Origin of the sequence: Pseudomonas sp. 31-12 (genome assembly GCF_003151075.1) — a bacterium.
Classification (GTDB): Bacteria; Pseudomonadota; Gammaproteobacteria; order Pseudomonadales; family Pseudomonadaceae; genus Aquipseudomonas.
Window position 1 is genome coordinate 6,155,369 of sequence record NZ_CP029482.1, and the last position, 25,723, is coordinate 6,181,091.

21 protein-coding genes are annotated in these 25,723 nt (G+C 60.4%); 16 read left to right on the top strand and 5 right to left on the bottom strand.

Annotated elements, in window-relative coordinates; genetic code table 11:
• The first annotated feature begins 131 nt into the window (after window positions 1-131).
• Complete coding sequence (locus DJ564_RS29110) at window positions 132-4,448, top strand: DEAD/DEAH box helicase (protein ID WP_109635221.1); 4,317 nt, start codon at window positions 132-134, stop codon at window positions 4,446-4,448.
• A gap of 132 nt (window positions 4,449-4,580) precedes the next feature.
• Here DJ564_RS29110 and DJ564_RS29115 read toward each other — a convergent pair whose 3' ends face one another.
• The gene (locus DJ564_RS29115) at window positions 4,581-6,689 is read right to left on the bottom strand and encodes a mechanosensitive ion channel family protein (RefSeq protein WP_109635223.1); all 2,109 of its coding nucleotides are present in this window, start codon (window positions 6,687-6,689) and stop codon (window positions 4,581-4,583) included.
• 356 nt (window positions 6,690-7,045) lie between these two features.
• Here DJ564_RS29115 and DJ564_RS29120 point away from each other — a divergent pair, with 356 nt between their 5' ends.
• The 5 genes from DJ564_RS29120 to DJ564_RS29140 all read left to right on the top strand — a co-directional run bounded on the left by DJ564_RS29120 (window position 7,046) and on the right by DJ564_RS29140 (window position 12,466).
• Window positions 7,046-8,248 carry an MFS transporter gene (locus DJ564_RS29120; protein WP_109635224.1) on the top strand — a complete coding sequence of 401 codons (1,203 nt, stop codon included), beginning with the start codon at window positions 7,046-7,048 and terminating at the stop codon, window positions 8,246-8,248.
• Between the two features lie 208 nt (window positions 8,249-8,456).
• A complete protein-coding gene (locus DJ564_RS29125) occupies window positions 8,457-9,383 on the top strand; it encodes a DUF72 domain-containing protein (protein WP_109635226.1) in 927 nt (308 codons plus the stop codon).
• Window positions 9,380-10,177: an endonuclease/exonuclease/phosphatase family protein gene (locus tag DJ564_RS29130; RefSeq protein ID WP_109635228.1), complete on the top strand. Its 798-nt coding sequence runs from the start codon at window positions 9,380-9,382 to the stop codon at window positions 10,175-10,177. The genes DJ564_RS29125 and DJ564_RS29130 overlap by 4 nt, the downstream gene beginning before the upstream one ends.
• Window positions 10,174-11,469: a cardiolipin synthase ClsB gene (clsB, locus tag DJ564_RS29135; protein WP_109635229.1), complete on the top strand. Its 1,296-nt coding sequence runs from the start codon at window positions 10,174-10,176 to the stop codon at window positions 11,467-11,469. The genes DJ564_RS29130 and clsB overlap by 4 nt, the downstream gene beginning before the upstream one ends.
• On the top strand, window positions 11,456-12,466 hold the full coding sequence (locus DJ564_RS29140; protein ID WP_109635231.1) for a lysylphosphatidylglycerol synthase domain-containing protein: 1,011 nt from the start codon (window positions 11,456-11,458) through the stop codon (window positions 12,464-12,466). The genes clsB and DJ564_RS29140 overlap by 14 nt, the downstream gene beginning before the upstream one ends.
• A 122-nt stretch (window positions 12,467-12,588) precedes the next feature.
• Here the strand turns inward: DJ564_RS29140 and DJ564_RS29145 are convergent, their stop codons facing one another.
• The 3 genes from DJ564_RS29145 to DJ564_RS29155 all read right to left on the bottom strand — a co-directional run bounded on the left by DJ564_RS29145 (window position 12,589) and on the right by DJ564_RS29155 (window position 15,739).
• Complete coding sequence (locus DJ564_RS29145; RefSeq protein ID WP_109635233.1) at window positions 12,589-13,347, bottom strand: S9 family peptidase; 759 nt, start codon at window positions 13,345-13,347, stop codon at window positions 12,589-12,591.
• Window positions 13,337-14,446, bottom strand: coding sequence for a DUF3182 family protein (locus tag DJ564_RS29150; protein ID WP_109635234.1), 1,110 nt, complete (start codon window positions 14,444-14,446; stop codon window positions 13,337-13,339). Before DJ564_RS29150 ends, DJ564_RS29145 begins: the two co-directional genes overlap by 11 nt.
• Window positions 14,447-14,746: 300 nt before the next feature.
• Window positions 14,747-15,739 carry a GlxA family transcriptional regulator gene (locus DJ564_RS29155; RefSeq protein WP_109635236.1) on the bottom strand — a complete coding sequence of 331 codons (993 nt, stop codon included), beginning with the start codon at window positions 15,737-15,739 and terminating at the stop codon, window positions 14,747-14,749.
• Window positions 15,740-15,843: 104 nt separating this feature from the next.
• Here DJ564_RS29155 and DJ564_RS29160 point away from each other — a divergent pair, with 104 nt between their 5' ends.
• The 10 genes from DJ564_RS29160 to DJ564_RS29205 all read left to right on the top strand — a co-directional run bounded on the left by DJ564_RS29160 (window position 15,844) and on the right by DJ564_RS29205 (window position 25,120).
• The gene (locus DJ564_RS29160) at window positions 15,844-16,398 is read left to right on the top strand and encodes a cysteine hydrolase family protein (protein ID WP_109635237.1); all 555 of its coding nucleotides are present in this window, start codon (window positions 15,844-15,846) and stop codon (window positions 16,396-16,398) included.
• A gap of 282 nt (window positions 16,399-16,680) precedes the next feature.
• Window positions 16,681-17,262 carry a YjfI family protein gene (locus DJ564_RS29165; protein ID WP_010467297.1) on the top strand — a complete coding sequence of 194 codons (582 nt, stop codon included), beginning with the start codon at window positions 16,681-16,683 and terminating at the stop codon, window positions 17,260-17,262.
• Window positions 17,263-17,286: 24 nt separating this feature from the next.
• A complete protein-coding gene (locus DJ564_RS29170) occupies window positions 17,287-17,985 on the top strand; it encodes a PspA/IM30 family protein (RefSeq protein ID WP_109635239.1) in 699 nt (232 codons plus the stop codon).
• Between the two features lie 135 nt (window positions 17,986-18,120).
• Window positions 18,121-18,684, top strand: coding sequence for a rhomboid family intramembrane serine protease (locus DJ564_RS29175; RefSeq protein ID WP_109635241.1), 564 nt, complete (start codon window positions 18,121-18,123; stop codon window positions 18,682-18,684).
• A gap of 71 nt (window positions 18,685-18,755) precedes the next feature.
• Window positions 18,756-19,790 (top strand): ion channel, encoded by a 1,035-nt coding sequence (locus tag DJ564_RS29180; RefSeq protein ID WP_109635242.1) that lies wholly within the window; start codon window positions 18,756-18,758, stop codon window positions 19,788-19,790.
• Window positions 19,777-20,454, top strand: a complete 678-nt coding sequence (locus tag DJ564_RS29185; RefSeq protein ID WP_109635244.1) for a DUF2491 family protein — start codon at window positions 19,777-19,779, stop codon at window positions 20,452-20,454. The genes DJ564_RS29180 and DJ564_RS29185 overlap by 14 nt, the downstream gene beginning before the upstream one ends.
• A gap of 15 nt (window positions 20,455-20,469) precedes the next feature.
• On the top strand, window positions 20,470-20,898 hold the full coding sequence (locus DJ564_RS29190) for a DUF350 domain-containing protein (protein WP_109635246.1): 429 nt from the start codon (window positions 20,470-20,472) through the stop codon (window positions 20,896-20,898).
• 18 nt (window positions 20,899-20,916) lie between these two features.
• Entirely contained in the window at window positions 20,917-21,636 is a 720-nt protein-coding gene (locus DJ564_RS29195; protein WP_109635248.1) for a DUF1190 domain-containing protein, read from the top strand.
• A gap of 12 nt (window positions 21,637-21,648) precedes the next feature.
• Window positions 21,649-22,806 carry a glutathionylspermidine synthase family protein gene (locus DJ564_RS29200; protein ID WP_109635249.1) on the top strand — a complete coding sequence of 386 codons (1,158 nt, stop codon included), beginning with the start codon at window positions 21,649-21,651 and terminating at the stop codon, window positions 22,804-22,806.
• Window positions 22,807-22,915: 109 nt separating this feature from the next.
• Window positions 22,916-25,120 carry an OsmC domain/YcaO domain-containing protein gene (locus DJ564_RS29205; RefSeq protein WP_109635251.1) on the top strand — a complete coding sequence of 735 codons (2,205 nt, stop codon included), beginning with the start codon at window positions 22,916-22,918 and terminating at the stop codon, window positions 25,118-25,120.
• 73 nt (window positions 25,121-25,193) lie between these two features.
• Here the strand turns inward: DJ564_RS29205 and DJ564_RS29210 are convergent, their stop codons facing one another.
• Window positions 25,194-25,721 (bottom strand): single-stranded DNA-binding protein, encoded by a 528-nt coding sequence (locus tag DJ564_RS29210; RefSeq protein ID WP_016969466.1) that lies wholly within the window; start codon window positions 25,719-25,721, stop codon window positions 25,194-25,196.
• Window positions 25,722-25,723: the final 2 nt, after the last annotated feature.

Below are 25,723 nucleotides of genomic sequence, written 5' to 3' on the forward strand. Positions count from 1 at the left end.
TGTCAGGATGAACTGGGAGGCAGGTTTTGGGGCTGCTGCGCAACCCAGCGGGAGCAAGCGCCCTCGCCACAGGGACGGCGATAAACCGAGTGGTACTTGCAACTTCCTATCCCCACCCGCATAAATTACCCATGAATCTGCCCATCCCCACGGACGCGGCCCTGGCAGGCTTCCACCCCGCCGTCAGCGCCTGGTTCAGCAACACCTTCCCGACGGTCACCGCCGCCCAGGCCCGGGCGTGGCCGTTGATCCGCCAGCACCGCTCAACCCTGATCGCCGCGCCCACCGGGTCCGGCAAGACCCTCACGGCCTTCCTGGCGGTCATCGACGACCTGGTCCATCGCGGACTGGACAATGAAGGCGGGCTGCCCGACGAAACCCTGGTGGTCTACGTTTCACCGCTCAAAGCCCTGTCCAACGACATCCAGATCAACCTGCAAAACCCGCTGGCCGGCATCACCGAGCAATTACGCGTCATGGGCCTGCCCCCATTGCAGATCAACACTGCCGTGCGCACCGGCGATACGCCGCAAAAAGACCGCTCGGCCATGCGCCGAACAGCGCCGCATATTCTGGTGACCACCCCGGAATCCCTTTACGTGCTGCTCGGTTCCGACTCCGGCCGGCAGATGCTCGGCACCACGCGCACGGTAATCGTCGACGAAATCCACGCCATCGCCGCCAGCAAACGCGGCAGCCATTTGGCCCTGAGCCTCGAACGATTGCAGGCGCTGTGCGCGGTCCCGCTGATGCGCATTGGCCTGTCCGCCACGCAAAAACCCATCGAAGCGGTCTCGCGCTTCCTTGTTGGCCGTGATCGCGAATGCGAAATCATTGACATCGGCCACGCCCGCCCGCGGGATCTGGACATCGAAGTGCCGCCGGTGCCGCTGTCCGCCGTGATGGCCAACGATGTCTGGGAACTGGTCTACGACAGGCTCGCCGCCCTCGCCCGCGAACACCGCACCACGCTGATTTTCGTCAACACCCGGCGCCTGGCCGAGCGCCTGAGCCGGCATTTGAGCGAGCGCCTTGGCAAAGAGGCCGTCGCCGCGCACCACGGCAGCCTGGCCAAGGAATTTCGCCTCGACGCGGAACAGCGGCTCAAGCGCGGCGACCTGCAAGTGCTGATCGCCACAGCCTCGCTGGAACTGGGGATCGACATTGGCGACGTCGACCTGGTGTGCCAGATCGCCTCGCCGCGCTCGATTGCCGGGTTTCTGCAACGAGTCGGCCGCTCCGGGCACCAGGTCGGCGGCACGCCCAAGGGCCGTTTGTTCGCCACCACCCGCGATGATTTGATCGAATGCGCCGCCCTGCTCGACTGCGTGCGTCGCGGCGAACTCGACACCTTGCAGATTCCCAAGGCACCGCTGGACGTGTTGGCGCAGCAGATCATCGCCGAAGTCAGCTGCCAGGAATGGCAGGAGCAGGCGTTGCTGGAGATGTTCCGCAAAGCCTCGCCTTACGCCGAACTCGACGAAAAACATTACCAGGCGCTGCTGCACATGCTCGCCGAGGGTTACAACGGTCGTCAGGGGATCCGCAGCGCCTACCTGCACCGCGACGCCGTGACCCGTACGTTGCGCGGTCGCCGGGGCAGCAAACTGACGGCCGTGACCAGCGGCGGAACGATTCCGGACAACGCCGATTACAGCGTGCTGCTCGAACCTCAAGGGCTGAACATTGGCAGCGTCAACGAAGACTTTGCGGTGGAAAGTATCGCCGGAGACATCTTCCAGCTGGGAAATACGTCGTATCGAATCCTGCGCGTCGACACCGGCAAGGTCCGGGTCGAAGACGCCCAGGGCCAGCCGCCGACCATTCCGTTCTGGCTCGGTGAAGCGCCGGGACGCAGCGCAGAATTGTCGTTCGCCGTGGCGCGCCTGCAAGCGCAGCTCGACGAACTGCTCGGCGCCACACCGGGCAACTTGCAACCGGCCATCGACTGGCTGACCGACACCCTCGGCCTGAACCTCGCCAGCGCCGAACAACTGGTGGATTACCTGGCCCGGGCGCGCCTGACATTGGGCGCGCTGCCGTCGCAAGACACGCTGCTGATGGAGCGGTTTTTCGACGAGTCCGGCGGCACGCAATTGATCATCCACACACCGTTCGGCAGTCGCATCAACCGCGCCTGGGGGCTGGCCTTGCGCAAGCGGTTCTGCCGCACGTTCAACTTCGAATTGCAGGCCGCCGCCAGCGAAGACGCGATTGTGCTGTCGCTGTCCACCAGCCACAGCTTCGAACTCGACGACGTCTGGCGCTACGTGCACAGCAACACCGCCGAGCACCTGCTGATCCAGGCAATACTCGATGCGCCGCTGTTTGGCGTGCGCTGGCGCTGGAACGCCGGGGTTGCCCTGGCGTTGCCGCGTTACACGGGCGGGCGTAAAGTCGCGCCGCAGATCCAGCGCATGAAAAGCGAAGACCTGATCGCCAGCGTATTTCCCGATCAGATTGCCTGCGTGGAAAACCTCGCCGGCGAACGCGACGTGCCCGAGCATCCGCTGGTGGAACAAACCCTCGACGATTGCCTGCACGAAGCCATGGACAGCGAAGGTTGGCTGGCGTTGTTGCGGCGCATGGAAAGCGGCGATGTCCGGCTGATCAGCCGTGATTTGCCGGCGCCCTCGCCACTGGCAGCGGAAATCCTCAGCGCCCGGCCCTACACCTTTCTCGACGATGCACCGCTGGAAGAACGCCGCACCCAAGCGGTGCTCAACCGTCGCTGGACCGATCCGCAGTCCACCGACGACCTCGGTGCTCTGGACGCCGAAGCGATTCAAGCGGTACGCGACGAAGCCTGGCCAACGCCCACGAGCGTCGATGAAATGCATGAGGCCTTGATGAGCCTGGCATGCATCTCCGATGCCGAGGCGAAGGCCAATGCGCATTGGCTGGACTGGCTGAACGCCCTCGCTGAAAGCGGCCGCGCCAGCCGCTTGCAACTCAATGCCGGGCAATCGCTGTGGTTGGCGTTGGAACGCCTGACCTGTCTGCGGGCGATTTATCCACAGGCAACGTTGCTGCCACCGCTGGAGGCGCGGCCAGGTTTCGATGAAGTCTGGGAGTCGGATGAAGCGGTGTTGGAAGTGATTCGCGCGCGGCTCAGCGCGTTTGGTCCACTGCCGTTAAAAGCGATTGCCGAACCGTTGGGATTGCCGGCCATTGAAGTCACCCAAGCGCTGGCGCAACTGGAGCGCGAAGGTTATGTGCTGCGCGGTCAATTCACTCCGGGCGCCACTGAGGATGAATGGTGCGAACGGCATCTGCTGGCGCGGATTCATCGCTACACGGTCAAGCGTCTGCGGCGGGAAATCGAGCCCGTATCGTTGCAGGATTTCATGCGCTTTCTGTTTGATTGGCAGCACCTGTCCACCGCGACTCAAGGCCAGGGCAGCGCGGTCTTGTCCGCCATCGTCGCGCAGTTCGAAGGCTACCCCGCCGCCGCGTCAGCCTGGGACAGCGACATCTTGCCGATGAGGATCAAAGGCTATTCGGCGAGTTGGCTGGACGACCTGTGTCGCAGCGGCAAACTGGTCTGGACTCGCCTGACCGCGCGCAACAAGAGCGCCAGCACGGCGCTACGCAGCACGCCGATTCTGTTGCTGCCGCGCAGTCAGGTCGGGTTGTGGAGCAGCCTGACCGAGCAAACTCCGGTCAGCGAACTGTCGCCCAAGACGCAAAAAGTCTACGAAGCACTTAGTCAGCACGGCGCGCTGTTTTTCGATGAGCTGATTCACGAGGCGCATCTGCTGCGCGCGGAGCTGGAAATTGCCTTGCAGGAACTGGTCGGTGCCGGGCTGGTGAACGCCGACAGTTTCGCCGGCCTGCGAGCGCTGATCACCCCGGCCAGCAAACGCCAGAATCGCAGCAGCCGACGCGGGCGTGGGGCGTTTGTCGGCGGGATGGACGATGCCGGGCGCTGGGCTTTGCTACGACGCGGTCCCGCCGCGTCGGTTGTGGATAACAAACGCCCGGCGCCGACGCCGAGCGACACCCTGGAACACATCGCCATGACCTTGCTTCGGCGCTACGGCGTGGTGTTCTGGCGCTTGCTGGAGCGGGAAGCGGATTGGTTACCGAGCTGGCGGGAACTGCTGCGCACGTTCCATCGGCTGGAGGCGCGAGGGGAAATTCGCGGTGGGCGGTTTGTCAGTGGGTTGGCCGGGGAGCAGTTTGCGTTGCCTGAGGCCATTCCATTGCTGCGCGAAGTGCGGCGCCGACCGCATGACGGAAGTCTGATTGCGGTGTGCGGGGTTGATCCGCTGAACCTTGCCGGGACGTTATTGCCCGGGGCAAAAGTGCCGGCGTTGGCGAGTAATCGGTTGGTGTATCGGGATGGTCTTCCGGCTGCCGCCGAAATCGCCGGCAAGCAGGTTTATTGGGTAGAGCTGGATCAGCAAATGACTGCTGAATTGCACAACAAACTGACCCGGCATTGAGGTTGTCTGGACGGGCCTCATCGCGGGCAAGCCCGCTCCCACAATGATCTCTGTTGTTAATAAGATCTGAATTCACCGAAAAACCTGTGGGAGCGGGCTTGCCCGCGATGAGGCCAGTAGTAACAACGCAAACTATTGAGTGCGAGGCTGATCCGGCAGCATCACCGGCGAATTTTCGGCCAGCGGCCCATCATCTGCCATCGCATGTTTCGGCATCAAAACCTGCTGTGGATAAGTCTGCGCGAAATGCACCCACGGGCTGTTATCCACAAGCTTCTTCAAGCGCTGGTTAAACGCCCGGCTCACCGCATATTGCCCGCCCGACACCGTGCGGAACTGCGCCGTCAGCACCACGCCATTGAGGTCCATTTTGTCGACGCCAAACACGTCCAGCGGCCCTTGCAGGTTGTATTTGAGAAACGCATCCTCACGGATCGAATCCCCCGCTTCGCGAATCAACTCGATGGCTTTGTCGACATCGGTGTCATAGGTGAACTGCACCGAGAAAAACGCATAGGCAAATTGCCGTGATTGGTTGGTGACAGCCTTGATTTGCCCGAACGGCACCGAATGGACAAACCCCTTGCCGTCGCGCAGGCGCAAAGTGCGGATGGTCAGGCCCTCGACCGTGCCGGCGTGGCCGGAGTCGAGCACCACCCAGTCGCCAATCGACAGGGTGTCTTCGATGATGATGAACAACCCGGTGATGACGTCCTGCACCAATTGCTGCGAACCGAAACCGATGGCCAGGCCGACCACCCCGGCACCCGCCAGCAACGGCGCGACGTTGATCCCCAGGTTAGCCATGGTGGTGATCGCGCAGATCACCACCAGGATGATTTTGATCGCGTTGCGCAACAGCGGCAGGATGGTTTTGACTCGCGTACTCGGTTGCGCCGTGCGTTTGTTGACCGGTGGTTTCAGCGCTTCCTGGATTGCCGTATCGAGCACCACCCACAGCAACCAGGTCACCAGAAAGATCAGCCCCATGCTGCTCAACGACTCACTGATCGCCCGCCCTACCGAGTTCTGCTCGGCGAATTCGAACAGCGACACGCCCCAGATCCGGCCGAGGATTTCGATGAAGGCAACGGCCATGACGATGCGCAGCAACGCGTGCAGCAGACTGAGAAAACGCTCTTTGTAAGCGCTGCTGTGCTGGATCGCGGCGACCTGCCGCGACTTGAACATGTGCTGGAAAATCGTGCTGAGGAACACCGTGGCGATCAGCAGGATGGTGGTGAACAACGCACAGCGCAGGGCTTTCTGATTGTCATCGCCGACGCCGAGCAGGTTGATCGCCGAGACCATCACCATCAGCAGGATCGGCCAGTACCAGAGCCCGGAAAAGATCCGCAGGGATTCTTGCAGCGACGGCTGTTTGAGGCGCTGGGCCAGTGGCCGGTTACGGATCAGATGCGCGACCGGGCGCCTTAGTCGAATCACCAAAAATCCGAAAATGATCGAAACGAAAAACCCGGTCAGCACTGCAGCGCTGCTGGTGATGTTGCCGCCCAGTTGCCGGGCGATTTGCGGGCTGGTCAACGCATCACTGAGCGCGGCGAGAAAGCCGATCAGGAACAGCGGTCGTGGGCAGAAATCGCGAATGATCTGCACCGCCGTGCGCTTGTGGCCGGTGTTGAACATGACAATCACGCAGAGCAGCATCGAGGTCGAGAAAATACCGCTGCTGGTGGCATAGGCGAAACACAGCGCCAGCGCCCGACCTACCGAGGCGGGCAGAAAATGGCTGACGTACAGGGTCAAGGGCAGGCATATCAGCGCCGGGAGCGTGTAAGGCAGCACATAATTGAGCAGATCCTGGCTGCGCTGGCGGGTTCGCAGAAAGCGGCCCTGGTTCAAGCGTTTGGCGAGGATCCCGCCGAGCACGGTGAGCAAGGCAAAGGTGCCGAGCCAGACGCCGGACAACATCAGGAAGTCCCCAATCACGCTCCAACCTGAACGGCTCGAGGGTCGATTGACCAGTTTGTCCACTTCGTTCGCCGCCCGATCGGCCCGCAGGCGCCAGGCATCGACCAGGTCTTCGTTGAGGTCAAGTTTGTCCTGAACGTCGTCGATGCTGGAACTGATCGCTCCGAGCAGTCCGCCCTGGACCAACGGCTCCGGCGTAGCAGGTTCCTCGGCAGCGGCGGGAACACCCGGCAGCGCGGCGGCTTCCAGCTCGTTGCTGCCCAGAAACAGCAACGCCCCCAGTAGTATCGCGGTCTTGAACTTGAGCAAAACGGGAAGCTCCTTGGGAAGGGTCTGTAAGGAACTGATCGGGAAATGGCGGGCAAGTTCGGTTTTGCCCGCGAGATAACAGCCAGCACATCCCCCTGTGGCGAGGGAGCTTGCTCCCGCTGGGGTGCGAAGCGCCCCCAAAAACCTGCAAACCCGAGCTCCACAGGTACACCGCGCTGTAAGGCTTTGCGGCTGCTGCGCAGCCGGGCGGGAGCAAGCTCCCTCGTCACAGGGTTTCATTTGCCAGCGCGATATTTGACCGGCACGCAAATATCAAATGCCCACCCCTCTATTTTTCCGCACAACCCAAACCCCGACACTGCGCTCCATCAATCAAACCCACCGGAGTTGCAGTCATGCCCATTGCCTTGCTCGCGCTGACCCTCAGCGCCTTCGCCATCGGGACGACCGAGTTCGTCATCGTTGGCCTGTTACCCACCATCGGTGCCGACCTCGGCGTCAGCCTGCCGTCCGCCGGCCTGCTGGTCAGTCTTTACGCACTGGGTGTTGCCATTGGCGCCCCGGTGCTGACCGCCCTCACCGGCAAAGTCCCGCGCAAATTGTTGCTGTTGTCGCTGATGGTGCTGTTCACCCTGGGCAACCTGCTGGCGTGGAAAGCCCCCAGCTACGAGTCGCTGATCATTGCGCGAATCGTCACCGGCCTGGCCCACGGGGTGTTTTTCTCGATTGGCTCGACCATCGCCACCAGCCTGGTGCCGAAGGAAAAAGCCGCCAGCGCGATTGCGATCATGTTTACCGGCCTGACTGTGGCGCTGGTCACCGGCGTACCGCTGGGAACCTTCATCGGTCAGCATTTCGGCTGGCGTGAAACCTTCCTCGCCGTGTCCGCCTTGGGTGTGATCGCCTTTATTGGCAGTCTGCTTTATGTGCCGAAAAACATCGCCCACAGCAAACCCGCTTCGCTGTTGCAGCAATTGCAGGTGCTCAAGCAACCACGCCTGCTGCTGGTGTACGCCATGACTGCGGTCGGTTACGGCGGCTCGTTCATCGCCTTCACCTTCCTGGCGCCGATTCTTCAGGACATTTCCGGCTTCAGTGCCGGCACCGTCAGCCTGGTGTTGCTGGTCTATGGCATCTCGGTGGCCGTCGGCAACATCTGGGGCGGCAAACTGGCGGACAAACGCGGCCCGATCAGCGCCCTGAAAATCATCTTCGCCCTGCTCGCTGCCGTACTGTTCGTGCTGACCTTTACCGCCGGCAACCCATGGCTGGCGCTGGCCACCGTGCTGGTCTGGGGCGCAGTGGCGTTCGGCAACGTGCCGGGGCTGCAGGTTTACGTAGTGCGCCAGGCCGAACATCACACCCCGCAGGCTGTGGATGTGGCCTCGGGGCTGAACATCGCCGCGTTCAACCTTGGCATCGCCGGCGGCGCGTGGGGTGGTGGCTTGATCGTTGCGCACATGGGCCTGATCCACACGGCGTGGATTGGCGGGCTGGTGGTGTTGGTGGCATTGGCGCTGACGGCTTGGAGTGGTCGTCTTGATCGCCTCGGCCCGGTCTATGCCGAGGGCTCAACCCGCATCGCCGTCAGCCACTAAACCCTGTGGGAGCGGGCTTGCTCGCGAAAGCGGTGTGTCAGCTGCATTAATGTCGACTGACACTCCCTCTTCGCGAGCAAGCCCGCTCCCACATTTTGTTATGCGGTGTTTATCGAGGTTGCCGTCCGTAGCCCCGTCGAAACTTTCACGGTTATCCCACGGTCATCAAAAGACAGTGGCAACCGAGGACCATTAGACGGGAGGCGACATGGCGGCGATTCACATCGGTATTTCAGGCTGGCGCTACACACCCTGGCGGGGTGGTTTCTACCCGAAGGGGCTGACCCAGAAGCGCGAATTGCAATTTGCGTCACGGGCGGTCAACAGCATCGAAATCAATGGATCGTTTTACGCCCTGCAACGGCCTGAACGTTACGCCCAGTGGTACGCAGAAACCCCGGCGGACTTCGTGTTCAGCGTCAAAGCCCCGCGGTTCATCACCCATATCAAACGCCTGCGGGACATTCATAAACCGCTGGCGAATTTCTTTGCCTCCGGGATCCTCGAGCTCAAAGAAAAACTCGGTCCGATCCTCTGGCAGTTCCCGCCCAACTTCAAATTTGACGTCGAGCTGTTCGAAAGCTTCCTCAAGCAATTGCCCCACGACACCCAGCAGGCGGCCGCCCTCGCCCGCCAGCACGATTCGCACCTGCACGGCCCCGCCAGCATGAAGGCGTACAAGAAAAAGCCGCTGCGCCATGCCGTTGAAATCAGGAACGAGACCTTTATTGACCCGGCGTTCGTGCGCCTGCTCAAACGCTACAACGTTGCCTTGGTGATCGCCGACACCGCCGGAAAATGGCCGTACCGCGAAGACGTCACCAGTGATTTCGTCTACCTGCGCCTGCACGGCACCGAAGAACTCTATGCCAGCGGTTACACCCCCGAGGCGCTGGAACGCTGGGGCGAGCGGATCGACGCCTGGAACCACGGCCAGCAACCCGCCGATCCACAGTTGATCGCACCTCGGCAGAAACCGAAAGCGCGCAAGTCCCGGGAAGTCTTCTGCTATTTCGACAACGACATCAAGGTCCGCGCGCCCTTCGATGCTCGGCGCTTGCTTGAGCACTTCCATCTCGACAAGGACCTCGCTACCGCCCCCGGCGAACCTGTTGCCGAAGGGGTATTGCCATGAGCATTTCCGAACCGGTCGGCACCACCGACGAACAGCAACCGATCATCACCGCCGTGCGCCGCTTCACCGTGCTGACGGTCAATACCCACAAGGGTTTCACTGCGCTCAACCGGCGCTTCATCCTGCCGGAATTGCGCGAAGCGGTGCGCAGCGTGTCCGCCGACGTGGTGTTTTTGCAGGAAGTCCACGGCACCCACGAGCATCATCCGCAGCGCTACAGCAACTGGCCAGCGATGCCGCAGTACGAATTCCTCGCCGACACCCTGTGGCCGCAGTTTGCCTATGGCCGCAACGCGGTGTACCCGGCGGGTGATCACGGCAATGCGTTGTTGTCGAAATTCCAGATCATTCGCAACGACAACTTCGACGTCTCGATCAGCGGCCACGAGAACCGCGGCATCCTGCACTGCGTGTTGCGCCTGCCGGGCGATGGCCGGGAATTGCACGCCATTTGCGTGCATCTGGGGTTGCGTGAGTCCCACAGAACGGAACAACTCAAGTTGCTGGCGCAACGCCTTGAAGACCTTCCGGACGACGCCCCGGTGATCGTCGCCGGCGACTTCAACGATTGGCGCCTGCGGGCCGATGCGCTGCTCAAGCCCTGCGGCCTGCGCGAAGTGTTCGCCGAACACCACGGCAAACCGGCACGCAGTTTTCCGGCGCGATTGCCCGCGCTACGCCTGGACCGCATCTATGTGCGCAACCTCAAGGCCAGCCGTCCGCAAGTGCTCGCGGCGCGGCCCTGGTCACACCTTTCCGACCACGCACCGCTATCGGTGGAGATCGAGCTATGAGCAGCGCCCCGATGGAAAAGGCCACCGTTGAACACGTGCCGACTAACCCGCCGGTGCGTGAACCCGGTGTGGTCGACGTGGAATACGGCTGGCAGGGCAATAACCTTGTGGAAATGCTGGAAAACGGCGAAGCCTATTTCCCGAGGGTATTCGAGGCCATGCGCCAGGCCAAGACCGAAATCCTCCTGGAAACCTTCATTGTGTTCGAGGACAAGGTCGGCAATGAGCTGCAGCAAGTGCTGATCGAAGCCGCCCAACGCGGAGTGCGGGTCACCGCCAGCCTCGACGGGTTTGGCTGTGGCGAGTTGAGCAACGGCTATCTCGCGGCGTTGAGCCAAGCCGGCGTGCGCCTGCAAATATTCGATCCGGCGCCCAAGCATCTGGGCATCCGCACCAACTGGTTCCGCCGTCTGCACCGCAAGATCGTGGTGGTGGACGGCACGATTGCGTTCATCGGCGGGATCAACTTTTCCGCCGACCATCTGGCCGACTTCGGCCCCGAGGCCAAGCAGGATTATTCGGTTGAAGTGCAAGGTCCGGCGGTGGCTGACATCCACCATTTCGCGCTGCTGCAAAGTGGCCGCCCGGCCCGCGCCAAATACTGGTGGCAACGCCGCCGGCAGCGGCGCTCGGAACTGGCCTTCAGCGATCACGACGGCCAGGTTCGCCTGGTGTACCGCGACAACGGCGACCACCGGACGGATATCGAAGAGGTTTACCGCCAGGTGCTGCGCAGTGCCCAGCGCCGCGTCGTGATCGCCAATGCCTACTTCTTTCCGGGCTACCGCTTGCTGCGCGAGATCCGCAATGCCGCTCGCCGTGGCGTGGACGTGCGCCTGATCCTGCAGGGCCAACCAGACATGATGGTGGCCAAACTGGCCGCGCGCATGACCTACGACTATCTGCTCAAGTCCGGGGTGCAGATCTTTGAATACTGCGAACGCCCGCTGCACGGCAAAGTCGCGCTGGTGGATGAGGACTGGAGCACCGTTGGCTCAAGCAATCTCGACCCGTTGAGCCTGTCCATGAACCTGGAGGCCAATGTGTTGATCCGCGACCGCGCCTTCAACCACGACCTGTTCGAACGGCTTGAGGTGCTGAGCAATAACCACTGCAAAGCCATGTCCGTGGAAAAGTCACCGCGCGGACGGATCTGGCACATGACCGTCGGCTTTCTGGTGTTTCACTTCCTGCGCCACTTCCCGGCCTGGGCCGGTTGGCTGCCAGCGCATAAACCTCGTCTGAAACCCTTTACTCATCAAGCCGGGAGCGACCACCATGGACCGCGTTGAAGCTCACTCGGCACCTCATGACGACAGCACAGCACCTGCCCCGGAAAAGAAAACACGCTGGAGCCGCTGGAAAAAGCCGCTGACGATGCTGTTTTTCCTGGCGCTGATCGTGCTGTTGACGATGCTTGCCCAGCGCATCGAATGGGATGAAGTGTTCCACACCCTGGCCAATTTCAAGGTGCGCACACTGATCATTGCGTCCGGCCTGACGCTGGTGAGTTTTCTGGTATACGCCTGTTTTGACCTGATCGGCCGCACCTACATCCGCCAGGACCTGACCTGGAAACAGATCCTGCCCGTGGGGGTCATCAGCTACGCCTTCAACCTCAACCTGAGCGCGTGGGTCGGCGGCATTGCCATGCGTTATCGCCTGTATTCGCGGCTCGGGGTGAGCAAAAGCAACATCGCGAAAATCCTCGGATTGAGCTTGGCGACCAATTGGTTTGGCTACATGGTGATTGCGGGCGCGGTGTTCAGCAGCGGCCTGGTCAGAATGCCTCCGGGCTGGAAGCTGAGTAGCGGTGCATTGCAAGCTGTTGGCGTGTTGCTGTTGTTGGTGAGCGCGGGGTATCTGGCGGCGTGTCAGTTTTCCAGGCGTCGGGAATGGTCAATACGCGGGGTGGAAATCAACCTGCCGTCGCTGCGTATGGCGGTGCTGCAACTGGCCCTCGGGGCACTGAACTGGTCGCTGATGGCAGCGGTGATTTTCACGTTGCTGCCGAGCAAGCTGGATTATCCGTTGGTGCTCGGGGTGTTGCTGATCAGTGCGATTGCCGGGGTGATTACCCACATTCCTGCCGGGCTCGGGGTGTTGGAGGCGGTGTTTGTGGCGTTGTTGCAGCATGAGGCTTCGCGGGGGAGCCTGGTGGCGGGGTTGCTGGCGTATCGGGCGATCTATTTCATCTTGCCGTTGCTGATTACGTTGGTGATGTATTTGGCGGTGGAGGCCAAGGCGAAGTCGTTGCGGATTGCTAAAAAGCCCAAAGAGTCAGATTGATTTCGAGGACGCCATCGCGGGCAAGCCCGCTCCCACAAGGTTCTGCGGTGTTACAAATAGTGTGTTCACCAGAGACCCTGTGGGAGCGGGCTTGCCCGCGATGGCGTCCGCAAGACCACCACTCATTTCGACTGAATAATGCTCAACCGCTCGCCCACGACCATCTCGGTAATCCAGTCCACCAGAATTGACGTATAGGCCTGCTGCGAAACCGGCTCGCTCAACGCGTGATCGGCGCCGTCGATAATCCGGTGCGTCAGCGAATGCGTCTGCTGGCACGCGGCGCGGTAGCTCATGATCGTTGCGTGAGGCACGAAGTCGTCGGTCTCGGACTCCACAAGCAGCACATCCCCGGTGAATTGCGAGCACGCATGCAGGGCGCGATTGCTGTCGGCGCGTACCAGCGTGTTGCGGTAATCGCGCAAATCCGCCTTGTCCAGTTCACGCTTGGGCGTGTGCCATTCATCGTCGCGATACAGCGCCGGCACCCGCAGCGCCAGCCAGCGCACCGGGCGCAACGAAGTCAGGATCGAGGCCAGATAACCGCCATAGCTGGTGCCGACCACCGCAATGGCGGAGGTGTCGAGCGCCGGGTGGGCGAGCAAGCGGTCGTACGCCGCCAGCAAATCGCGCAGGTTGTCTTCACGGGTGACGCGAGTGAGCGGAATACCGGTGCCGCCGGTGTGCCCGCGCAAGTCGAACGTCAGGCACACGCACCCCAGACCGGCGATGCCTTTGGCCCGTTCCAGGTCCCGCTCCTGGCTGCCGCCCCAACCGTGCACAAACAACACGCCGGGGACTTTCGATTTGGGGCTCAGAAATGTCCCGCTCATTTGTTCATCGTCGATGTCGATCTGAATGGTTTCGCTTCTAGCCGTCATAGGATTTGACCGTTACGTACTTGAGAAGAAAGTCACTGTTTTGCGCCGGTCCGCGATACACCTCAATGGCGTCCGCCGGCAGCGGCTGGTCGATGTAGGTTTCCACCGAAGACACGCTAATCGCGCGCATTCCGGGGTCGTTGACGAAGCTCTGCAACGCCGCCACTTCGGCACTGCTGGCACCGCCCATGCGCCAGGACTGTTCGAGCACACCGCTTCGCTGTTGGCCATTGCTGTCCAGGCCTTGGGCGATGTCATAGTTGCGGCGCGAGGCATAGAAACCGGGGTAGGCCTCGTCTGCGGCACTGTCGAACACTTGCGCTTGCTGGATCGCCAGGCGCACATCGTCAGGCAGGTCCAGTTTCAGCAGGTCTTCGTAATAACCTTGCACCACCAGCAGATTGGAACCTCCATAAACCTGCTCGCCCTGACCGTCTTCGGTCAAGTATTGATCGCCGCAATAACTCAGCACCCTGCCGCCGATAAAGCTCTGGCCGACGCTGTGGGTGATCACTTTGTCGAGATCCTGCTCAAGCACCACGCCTTCGTTGAACAGCGCCTTGGCATCGGGACGAGCCAGAATCGCATCGAACTGATCGAGGCTTTTGATCACTTCCTGGCCTCGTCCGGCGCAGGCATGAATCGGCTTGATGCGGATCGGTCCGGTGTAGAGCAAATGCTCAGCCGCCGGTCGCGCATCGTCGAACGAGAACACGCTGAGGCCATCGAGCACCACGCTGCGTACGCGTTCGGAAAACAACGGTGACCAGCCTTCCGGGGCGTGCGCATTTTTGTTGCGCAACCCGTGGCTGATGGCTTTGGTGCAGATGAAATCGTGATCGACGTAGCCGCCCCACATATCCTCCGGCCCCGTGACGCCCAATGCCCGGGCGGCAGCGACGCCGACCAGGGTCTGGGTCGGCAAGAGATAAAGATCGCGGCCGTTATGAAGTTCGGGATCGTAGCTGCCACCGAACTTGAGCCCGAGGATTTGCGCCAGCCAGCGGGCGAGTGCGCGATTGGTTTCGACTTCGTGCTGGGGCGCCTCGGGGCGGACCGAGTGGGCAACCACCAGTTTCTTGCGGTTTGTTGGGGTCATGCGTCCCCCTTCAGTCGGCTTTTGATGAATGTAGTTGAAGGGGTGCAGAGATCAAGCCAAGGCCGGCTTGATCGAAATGGCCTTGAATTCAGTCGGTTGCAGGAATCGTAATGGCACGACGCCTGCTCGATTCTGCACGACGCCCATCGGCGACTCCGGCATTTTGCACGATCCCGGCCTTCCACTGATCCCCTGTGGGAGCGAGCCTGCTCGCGATAGCGGTGCGTCAGTCACATTAATTTGTCTGACACACCGCTATCGCGAGCAGGCTCGCTCCCACAGGGGATTGGGGTGTTACAACTACCGGGTTGCGGCAGTGGGCGTCACGCCGAACCGTGACCGGTAATCACTCGGCGCCAGCCCGGTAATTTTCTTGAACGTCGCCCGAAATGCACCAGGGTCCTGATAGCCCACGGTCCACGCGATGTGGTCGATGGTGCCGTTGGTGAATTCGAGCATTTCCCGCGCCTTGCCGACCCGCAGGTGCTGGCAATACTCGGTGGGTTTCAACCCGGTCGCCGCGCGGAAGCGGCGCAGGAACGTGCGTTCTTCCAGCCCTGCCCGCTCGGCCATCGCCGGCAACGACACATCGGTCGCCCCGGTGCTTTGCAGCCAATGCTGAACCTTGAGAATCGACGCGTCGCCATGGCTGAGAATCGGCGAAAAATTGCTACCGCATTCACTCGCGCTGTCGCTGTGTTCCACCACCAGAAAACGCGCAGTGCCGGTGGCGATGCTCGGACCGAGCAGACGATCTACCAAACGCAACCCCAGCTCGGACCAGGCCATCAGCCCGGCGGTGGTGATCAAGTCGCCGTCGTCGACAATGGGCGTATCGGCCTTGAGCTTGATCGCCGGATAACGCTCGGCGAAGGTTTTGGCCGAGGTCCAGTGGGTGGTGGCGCTGCGGCCGTCGAGCAAACCGCTTTCCGCCAACAGAATCGAGCCCACGCAGATGCCACCGAGCGTCGCGCCCTGCGCATGTTGCTGACGCATCCAGTCGATCAACGCCTGCGGTGCCTGGCCTTCGGAAAACCCTGCGATCGACGGCGGAATCAACACCGCCACCAAGGCGCGGTCCGGCGCTGGATGACTGTCGTAGATCCGCTCCGGCGGCTGCTCGCCATCAACCTGCCAATGGCTGACCCGCAGCAACGGCAACTGCGCAGACTGATGCTCGGCGGCAATCCGGTTGGCCACGCCGAACAGATCGGTCAACCCGTGCACCGCCGCCATCTGCGCGCCGGGATAAATCAGCACGCCGAGTTCGGCGATTGCCCTTTGTGCATCCATTGTCAGTTTTCCCCCTTCTATTGTCGGTGCGGCCAATCCCCTGACGGCCTGCCAGAGCCAATACTTCGTTCCACACCCAACACACACATTTCGAGGAAACAGCCATGGCCAAGCAAGCACTCATCGTAGTCGATATCCAAAACGACTACTTCTCCCAAGGCAAGTGGCCGCTGGTCGGTGCCGATGCTGCCGCCGACAACGCCGTCCGTTTGCTCAAAGCCTTTCGTGATGCTGGTGATTCGGTGGTGCACATCCGTCACGAATTCACCTCTGACGAAGCCCCTTTCTTCACCCCGGGTTCGGAAGGCGCGAAGCTGCACCCCAAAGTCCTGAACCGTGCCGACGAGCCGGTGGTGCTCAAGCACTTCGTCAACTCGTTCCGTGAAACCGAACTCAAATCGATCCTCGACGAGCAAGGCATCAAGGAACTGGTGGTCGTCGGCAGCATGAGCCACATGTGCGTCGATGGCATCACCCGCGCCGCGGCCGATTTCGGCTACACCGTCACCGTGATCCACGACGCCTGTGCCTCACGCGACCTGGAATTCAACGGCGTCACAGTGCCCGCCGCCCACGTTCACGCCGCCTTCATGTCGGCCCTGGGTTTCGCCTATGCGAACGTGATTTCCACTGACGAATTCCTGGCGGCCGGCCGCTAACCTCCTAACTGATTGATCAACTTCCGAAAAGGGCCCGCCGCGCTTGAGCGCTGCGGGCCCTTTTGGCTGGCCGAAAAAAGTAATGCAAAAAATCTCACGCGTGAGCTATTGAGAGTGGCAAAAATTGCCTGTAGTGTTTCCCACGCGTGAGTTTTTCACATCGAGGTCAGCCCCATGAAAAGCAGCTCTCCATCGAGCCCCCCAACCGGGCCCGAGACCGATTCAGCAAGCCGCAAGGGAGAGCGCGCGAAACCGTCCGCGAAAAAACCATCGAGCTTTTACATGAAGCAGATGCGCGCGGGCCTGGGTGCCGCCGGTTATGTGAAACACGAGACTTGGGTGCTTCCCGAAAACCGAAGCCTGCTCAAGCAGATGGAGAAACAGCTTCGCCAACCGATTCTGGCTGGCTCATTCATGTCGGAGAATTACATGAGCGCAGGTACAAACTGGAACATTGATCGCCTCTTCAGCGCCCTTCAGGCCCTGGACGAAGTGGTTTCGAACGACATCACGCTTTCTCTCGTTCAAGGCTCCGAATCCAGCATCAAGCTGGAAATGAACGATTTCGGTGGCTTGCCGATTTACATCGCGGTGGTGGGCGAGCAGATCATCGTCGATACCGTTCTGGTCGACATCGAGTCTATCAACGACGTGCCGGCCTTCAATGACGCCGTGCTGCGCAGCCGGGAGATGTTCCCGCTGTCCTCGATCGGTATCGAGTCCATGCCGAACGGGCAGATTGTCTACAACATGTTCGGCGCCCTGAGCTCCGACTCCAGCCTGACGAACATCGTGACCGAGGTGAAAACCCTGGTCGATAACGTCCAGCGCGCCAGCGAAGCCTTCGAACGTTTCTTCAATTAATTATTCGGTATCAGGAAATATCCAATGACTCAGTCCATCTGGAGCAAATTGTTCACCGCGCTGCGTGGCGGTGCCACTGAAGTTGGCGAATCGATCGTCGACCAACAGGCCCTGCGCATCCTCGACCAGGAAATTCGCGATGCGGACAGCGCCCTGGCCAACGCCAAACGTGAACTGGTCACCATCATGGCCAAGCACAAACTGTCGGCTGACCGCGTCAGCGAGTACAACGCCAAGATCAAGGACCTGGAATCCAAGGCCCTGGCCGCGATCCAGGCCAACCGTGAAGACCTGGCACTGGAAGTGGCCGAAGCCATTTCGACCCTGACCAACGAGCTGGACGTCGAGCAAAAGCAGGCCACTGAATTCGGCGGTTACGCTGAAAACATGCGCAAAGACATCACCAAGGCTGAAAACCGCATCAAAAGCCTGCGCCAGCAAGTCGACATGGCCAAGGCGCGCGAAAGCGTACAGAAAGCCCAGGTCAGTGCTTCGATCGCCAGTGGCGGCGCCAACGGCAAGCTGGAAACCGCTGTCGGTACATTGAACCGCCTGCAGGCCAAGCAGCAGCAACGCGCGGCTGAACTGGAAGCTCAGGACCAACTGGCCGATGCCTCGACCGGTACTGACCTGGAACGCAAACTGCGCGACGCCGGCATCACGCCGAACGAAGGCAGCGCCAATGCGATTCTGGAACGCCTGAAGAAAAAATCGGCTGAGTAAGCAACCCAGGCAACACTGCAGCTTGGTATTCATTTCCCTGATGCCAAAAGCTGCGGAACCTGTGGGAGCGGGCTTGCCCGCTCCCACAGGGATTTCGTTAATTCGTTGCCCTTCTTTATTACGTCGAGGTCAAGGATGGATGCCCTGAAGGGTTTCAAGACAATCGCAGGCTTGGCGCTCGTCATGGTCGCGTTGCAACTGTTCAACGTCGCGACCGGCTACAGCCTCATGGCCTTCGGCCTGATCCCGAGAACCGTGCACGGTCTGCTCGGCATCATCACCTCGCCTTTCCTGCACGCTTCCTTTGCGCACCTGAGCGCGAACCTGATTGCCTTTTTGATACTGGGCACCCTGGTCATCATCGAAGGACTCAACCGGTTCATTGCGGTCAGCGCGATCATTATTCTGCTGGGCGGCGCACTGGTCTGGCTGTTCGGCTTTGCAGGCGTACACATCGGCGCCAGCGGCTGGGTATTCGGACTGTGGGCGTACCTCTTGTCCCGCGCCTGGTTTCACAGGAGCTGGGGCAACCTGATAACGGCCGGCGTCGTTGCCTTGCTCTACGGCGGGCTGATTTTTGGCTTCCTGCCTCGCCAGGGTGTTTCCTTCGAAGGTCACCTGTTTGGTGCACTCGCCGGATTTATTGCAGCCAAGGTACTTTTCTCGGCGCCGCGCAGCAGGTTTAATGCCGCCGGTTGAACGCACTTGTGCATTGAGACGCCGAGGCGATGAAGTCGCCAGGAACAAGTACCCACGGAGTCAGGGACGAAATGTCGATTTTCCTTTTATTGCGCATGTATGCCTCGTCCCTCTTCCACCGTTTCGGCTGGGCAGGTCTGGTCATTGCCTTGGGCGTCCACCTGATCACGGCGTATCTGGGCCTGGTGCTCCTGGGCGAACAACACCTCACCGCCCCCGCCACGTTTACTTACTTCTATCTGACCACCACACTCACCGTCGGCTATGGCGATCTTGCGCCGCAGACAGCGGCGGGACGGATTTTCGTGGCCACCTGGGTCATGCTCGGGGGCATTGCGCTGCTGACGGCAGCCATCGGCAAAACCACCAGCAGCGTCATCGATGCATGGAGAAAAGGCATGAAGGGCAAAGGCGATTTCACCGGCAAGGTCGGCCATACGGTTCTCATCGGCTGGGAAGGCGCGTCCAGCGAGCGGGTCATTGAATTGTTGCTTCAGGACGAAACCTCGAACGACAACCTGATCGTCATTTGCGATTGCACCCTTGAAGAAAACCCGATGCCGGGCAAAGCCAGCTTCATTAAAGGTGAAAGCCTGTCCTCCGTGGCGTTGTTGCTGCGCGCCGGCGTTCCCGGTGCCGAACGCGTTCTGGTGCGAACTCATTCAGACGACCTGACCCTGGCCACCGTGCTGGCGGTCAATCAACTGAAGCCTGTCGGGCATGTGGTCGCCCACTTCAATGACAGTGAAGTCGCAGCGCTCGCCAGCGCCTACGCGCCCAGCCTGGAATGCACCTCAAGCATGGCCATCGAGATGTTGGTGCGCGCGTCTCAGGATCCGGGCTCGTCAGTGGTCATCAATGAACTGTTGTGCGTGGGTCAAGGCGCCACCCAATACCTGATGAAACTGCCCGAGGCCTTTGAAGCGACGTTTGGCGATCTGTACACACGGATGAAAGAACATCACAACGCCACGCTCATCGGCTATCGCGCCAAGGGCGCCCGACAACCGTCGATCAACCCGCCCGGCGCCACCCGCGTTGAGGGCGGCGAACTCTTCTACATCGCCTCCACTCGCCTCAAGGAAATCTCCAATGGGATGGTTTAAACAGTTGATGGGGCTTGAGGCCCCGAACGCGACGCCAGAGTCGAAATGGACCGCCAACGAAACCCCGCCACCTGCCACCGGCCCATTGGGCCTCGGATTGGGCAAGGGCGTGATGTTCGACACCTCCCTGAGATTGTTGCTCGACGGCAACACCACGGTGACCATCCCGGGTTCCCAGCAGATCTGGAGCAACGGCACCGTCGATCTCGGGCAGTCGACCTGGCTGTCGCGCTATTACATGAACGACGAAGACTACTGGCTGCAGGTACACACCACCGGCGAAATTGCCGGGCAGGTCGAGTCGGTGATCCTGTTCAACTACCTCAGTTACATCACCATCAGCAGTGAAGCGGAGCTGCGCCGATTGGCCGGTCCGCAAAGCCTGATCGGGCTGCCGACCTACACCCATAACGGCGTCGAATACACCCGCGAATGGGGCACCGAGAATGGCCAGACAGAATTGGTGGCGTTGAGCGAACAGCTGAAAAATCCGGAGGAGTCCTACGGCATCGAGCACCGTTCGATGCTGTACGCCCGCGAAACCGGCCTGACCGATCGCCGGGAGTTCCTGCTGTTTTCCGTTGAGGAAGACGCCGAAGGCACCATCAGCTTGAGTACGTCGCTAGGCATCTCGCTGTACACAACCGACCTGAATACGTTTTAAAAAAGGAAGAAGTCCATGCTAGAAGCACTCTCCATCTCCCTGAACAAGGCCGCCGTGTTCGGATTTGTTTCGTACATTCTCGGCGCCGCGGTTTTGTTCGCGCTGTTTCAGTTCATCTACACCCGCATCACCCCGCACAAGGAATTCGAACTGATCCGTTCGGGCAACGTAGCCGCTGCAATTGCCCTGGGCGGCGCCGTCATCGGCTTCGCCATTCCGGCGAGCAACGTGATTGCGTACTCGATCAGTATCCTCGACTTCGTTGTCTGGGCAGTGATCGCGGCCCTCGTGCAACTGCTGGCGTTTCTGGTCACCAGCCTGGTGCTCAAAGGCACCTCGGAACGCATCAAGAAAGGTGAAATCGCGGCCGGCATCTACGTCGCAGCCGTGGCCATCAGCGTCGGCATGTTGAACGCCGCGTGCATGACCCCTTCCCAGAACTGATTGCGCCCGGAGATCCCGATGAAACGAAGCAAGTACGTTCAGCTTTCGCTGGCAGCGTCGGTCGCCATGGCGATATCCGGCTGCGGGCCGACGGAAAAAACCTACGCGGTGCAGAAGAAATACAACTTCCAGTCCGTTCAGCAGTGCGCCGATGAAAAGCTTCCGGTGGACGTCTGCTCGGACGCCTACATGACGGCCATGGCCGAGCATCGCCGCATTGCGCCGGTGTACGACAGCCAGGCCGATTGCGATGCCGACTTTGTCGCCGACTGGTGCCAGCAGGATTCCGCCGGCAAGTTCATCCCCAAGCTCGGCGGTTTCGAACTGACCGCCGATGGCCAGGTGACGCAATCCCAGGTGGACGCGGCCAAGGCGCAGTTACCTGCCTCGGAAACGGCGAACACTGGGGGCTCGGGCTTCTCCACCAGCAGCCTGCTGACCGGCCTGCTGATCGGCAACATGCTGAGCAGCAACCGCAACAGCTATTACTCCGAGCCGGTGTACCGCTATCGCGATGATCGCGGCAGCTACTCGAACTCGACGCTCAGCCAGCGGATTGCCAAGGGCTCGACGTTCACCAAGTCCAATCAGGCGCGGTACGGCAGCAGCAACTACGCCGACTCGGTCCGTTCTTCTACCAGCAAGCCGGTTTCCGTTTCCTCGTCCACCTCCCGTGGCGGCTTCGGCAGCAAGGCCAGCGCACGCAGCGGCTGGGGCGGCGGCGGATCGAGCAGTTAAGGAAACCGGGCCATGAAGAAGATCCAATGCGCAGAACGTCCTGACTGGAAGCAGACGGCCGAGAGTCTCGGCTTTATGTTCCATACCATCGACAACGAACCTTACTGGGACGAGAGCGCGTATTACCAGTTCACGCTCAAGCAGATCGAGAACGATCTCGAAGACCCGACCACCGAGATTCATGAGATGTGCCTGGATCTGGTGGCCCGCGTGGTGCAGAGCGAGGAGTTGCTGGAGCGCCTGAGCATTCCCGCGCCATTCTTCGACATGGTCCGCACCTCATGGCTTGAAGGTCACCCGCACCTGTACGGGCGCATGGACTTCTCCTACAACGGCACCGGTCCCGCCAAGTTGCTGGAACTCAACTACGACACGCCGACGAGCCTGTATGAGGCGGCGGCGTTTCAGTGGGGCTGGCTGGAGCAATGCATCGAACGCGGCGTGCTGCCCAAGCATGCCGACCAGTTCAACAGCATCGACACCAAACTGCATCAGGCCTTCGCGCAATTGCAGCTCAAGCAGCCTTTCTACTTCGCCTCGATGAAAGACTCGGTCGAAGACAAGGGCACCACCGATTACCTGCGGCTGGTGGCGGAAAAGGTCGGCATCGAATCACGCCACATCGATATCGAAGACATCGGCCTGACCAGTGACGGACGTTTCGTCGATCTCGAAGAACGCTGGATTCCTCACCTGTTCAAGCTGCACGCTTGGGAGTTCATCTTCCACGAGCCCTTTGGTGCCGCGATTGCCCAGAGTGATACGCAGTTTTTCGAGCCGGCGTGGAAATCCATCATCTCCAACAAAGGCATCCTGCCGCTGTTGTGGGAATTCAACAAAGGTCACCCGAACCTGCTCGCGGCGCACCTGGATGCTGACCCGAACAAAGCAGTGCCGAAGGGCTGGGTGCGCAAGCCGTTCTTCTCGCGGGAAGGTGCCAACATCGAGCTGCAAACCGCTGACGGTCTGATCGTGAAAGAGGACGGCCCCTACACCGATGCGCCGTTTATCCTTCAGGAATTCGCGCCGCTTCCGCAGTTTGGCGACAGCTTTACGCTGATTGGCTCCTGGGTGATCGGCGATCAGGCGGCGGGGATCGGTGTGCGAGAGGACAACAGCCTGATCACCAAGGATTCGAGCCGGTTCTTGCCGCATCTGATACTCGACTGACCACTAAAAAAGGCCCGTTGGGGACATATCGCAAGACGCTCGCAAGACTTACGGCTGAAATGCCGGATAATGGCGGCCAATCGTCTAGCCGTTATTCTGGTAATCCCCCATGGAAATCAAGGTCAACTTTCTCGACAACCTTCGACTTGAAGCCAAGTTCGATGACTTCACGGTGGTGGCCGATCAACCTATCCGCTACAAGGGCGATGGCTCGGCACCGGGTCCGTTCGACTACTTCCTGGCGTCGTCAGCGTTGTGCGCCGCTTACTTTGTGAAGTTGTACTGCAGCACGCGCAATATCCCCACGGATAACATCCGGCTGTCGCAGAACAACATTGTTGACCCGGAAAACCGTTACAACCAGATTTTCAAGATCCAGGTCGAGTTGCCGGCGGACATCTCCGACAAGGATCGCCAGGGCATCCTGCGCTCCATCGACCGTTGCACCGTGAAAAAAGTGGTGCAGGCCGGGCCGGAGTTTGTGATCGAAGAGGTGGACAACCTCGACGCCGATGCCCAGGCATTGCTGATGCCGGCGTCCAGTTCAGAGGCGAGCACTTACATCGCGGGCAAGGATCTGCCGCTGGAGCAAACCATCGCCAATATGTCGGCCATTCTGGCGGACCTGGGCATGAAGATTGAAATCGCCTCGTGGCGCAATATCGTGCCCAATGTGTGGTCGCTGCATATCCGCGATGCGCACTCGCCGATGTGCTTTACCAACGGCAAGGGTTCGACCAAGGAAAGCGCACTGGCATCGGCGTTGGGCGAGTTTATCGAGCGACTCAACTGCAACTTCTTCTACAACGACCAGTTCTGGGGCGAAGACATCGCCAACGCAGCGTTTGTGCATTACCCGGACGAACGCTGGTTCAAGCCTGGCCGTAAAGATGAACTGCCGACGGAAATCCTCGACGCGTACTGCCTGAAGATTTACAACCGCGACGGCGAGCTGCGCGGTTCCCACCTGATCGACACCAACTCCGGCAATGAAGAGCGCGGCATCTGCTCGCTGCCGTTCGTGCGCCAGTCCGACGGCGAGGTGGTGTATTTCCCGTCCAACCTGATCGAAAACCTGTTCCTGAGCAACGGCATGAGTGCCGGCAACACGCTGGCCGAAGCCCAGGTGCAGTGCCTGTCGGAGATCTTCGAACGCGCGGTCAAACGCGAAATCATCGAAGGTGAATTTGCATTGCCCGATGTGCCGGCCGATGTGCTGGCGAAATACCCCGGTATCCTGGCCGGTATTCAGGCGCTGGAAGAACAGGGTTTCCCCGTATTGGTGAAGGACGCGTCCCTGGGCGGTGAATTCCCGGTGATGTGCGTCACATTGATGAACCCGCGTACCGGCGGTGTGTTCGCCTCGTTCGGCGCGCACCCGAGCCTGGAAGTGGCGCTCGAACGCAGCCTGACCGAATTGCTCCAGGGCCGCAGCTTCGAAGGCCTCAACGATTTGCCACAACCGACGTTTGAAGGTCATGCGGTGACCGAGCCGAACAACTTCGTCGAGCACTTCATCGACTCCAGCGGCGTGGTGTCGTGGCGCTTCTTCAGCTCCAAGTCCGATTACGAATTCGTGGAGTGGGACTTCTCCGGCCAGGGAGAAAACTCGAATACCGACGAAGCCGCAACGCTGTTCGGCATTCTCGAGGGCATGGGCAAAGAAGCGTATATGGCGGTGTATGAGCACATTGGTGCAACGGCCTGCCGCATCCTGGTGCCGGACTATTCGGAAATCTATCCCGCAGACGATCTGATCTGGGATAACACCAACAAAGCACTGTTCTTCCGCGCCGATATCTTGAACCTGCATCGCCTGGACGACGACGAACTGCAAGCGCTGGTTGAACGTCTGGTGGAAAGTGAGCTGGACGACTACACCGATATCACCTCCTTGATCGGCATCGAATTTGATGACAATACGGCCTGGGGTCAGCTGACGATCCTGGAGTTGAAGCTGCTGATCTATCTCGCCTTGCAGCAATATGAAGAGGCGAAAGAGGCGGTGGAAATGTTCCTGCAGTACAACGACAACACCGTTGAGCGCGGCTTGTTCTACCAGGCTGTCAATGTGGTGCTGGAGATGAAGCTGGACGAAGACCTGGAACTGGAAGACTACGAGGCCAATTTCCGTCGGATGTTTGGCAACGAGCGCACGGATGCAGCGATCGGCTCGGTGGACGGTAGCGTGCGCTTCCATGGCTTGACGCCGACCAGCATGAAGCTGGAGGGGCTCGACAGACACCTGCGCCTTATCGAGAGCTACAAAAAACTGCACACCGCGCGGGCCAACGTCACGACGTTATCCCTTTAACAGTGCCCACAAAAAAGCGAAGCCGGATTAATGGCTTCGCTTTTTTTGGTGTCACTTATCGAGTAGCTGCTTCTCAGAACGGGATATCGTCATCAAAGCTGTCGAAATCCGGTGCTGGCTGCGGAGCAGCCTGCTGTGGAGCCGGAGCCTGACGCGACTGTTGCGGTGCCGACTGCTGCGGACGCGGCGCCTGCTGGCGTGGAGCCGGGGCAGACTGCTGATAGTTATTGCCCCCGCCTTGTTGGTCGCCCTGTTGTGGACGACCGCCGAGCAGTTGCATGGTGCCTTGCATGTCGACCACGATTTCAGTGGTGTAACGCTTGATACCGTCTTTTTCCCACTCGCGGGTCTGCAGTTTGCCTTCGATGTAGACCTGCGAACCTTTACGCAGGTATTCACCGGCGATCTCGGCCACCTTGCCGAACATCGAAACACGGTGCCATTCGGTCTTCTCGACCTTCTGACCGGTTTGCTTGTCGGTCCACTGTTCGCTGGTCGCCAGACTCAGGTTGGTCACGGCGTTACCGTTAGGCAAGTAGCGAACTTCGGGATCCTGGCCGCAAGTGCCGACCAATATGACTTTGTTAACCCCACGGGCCATAA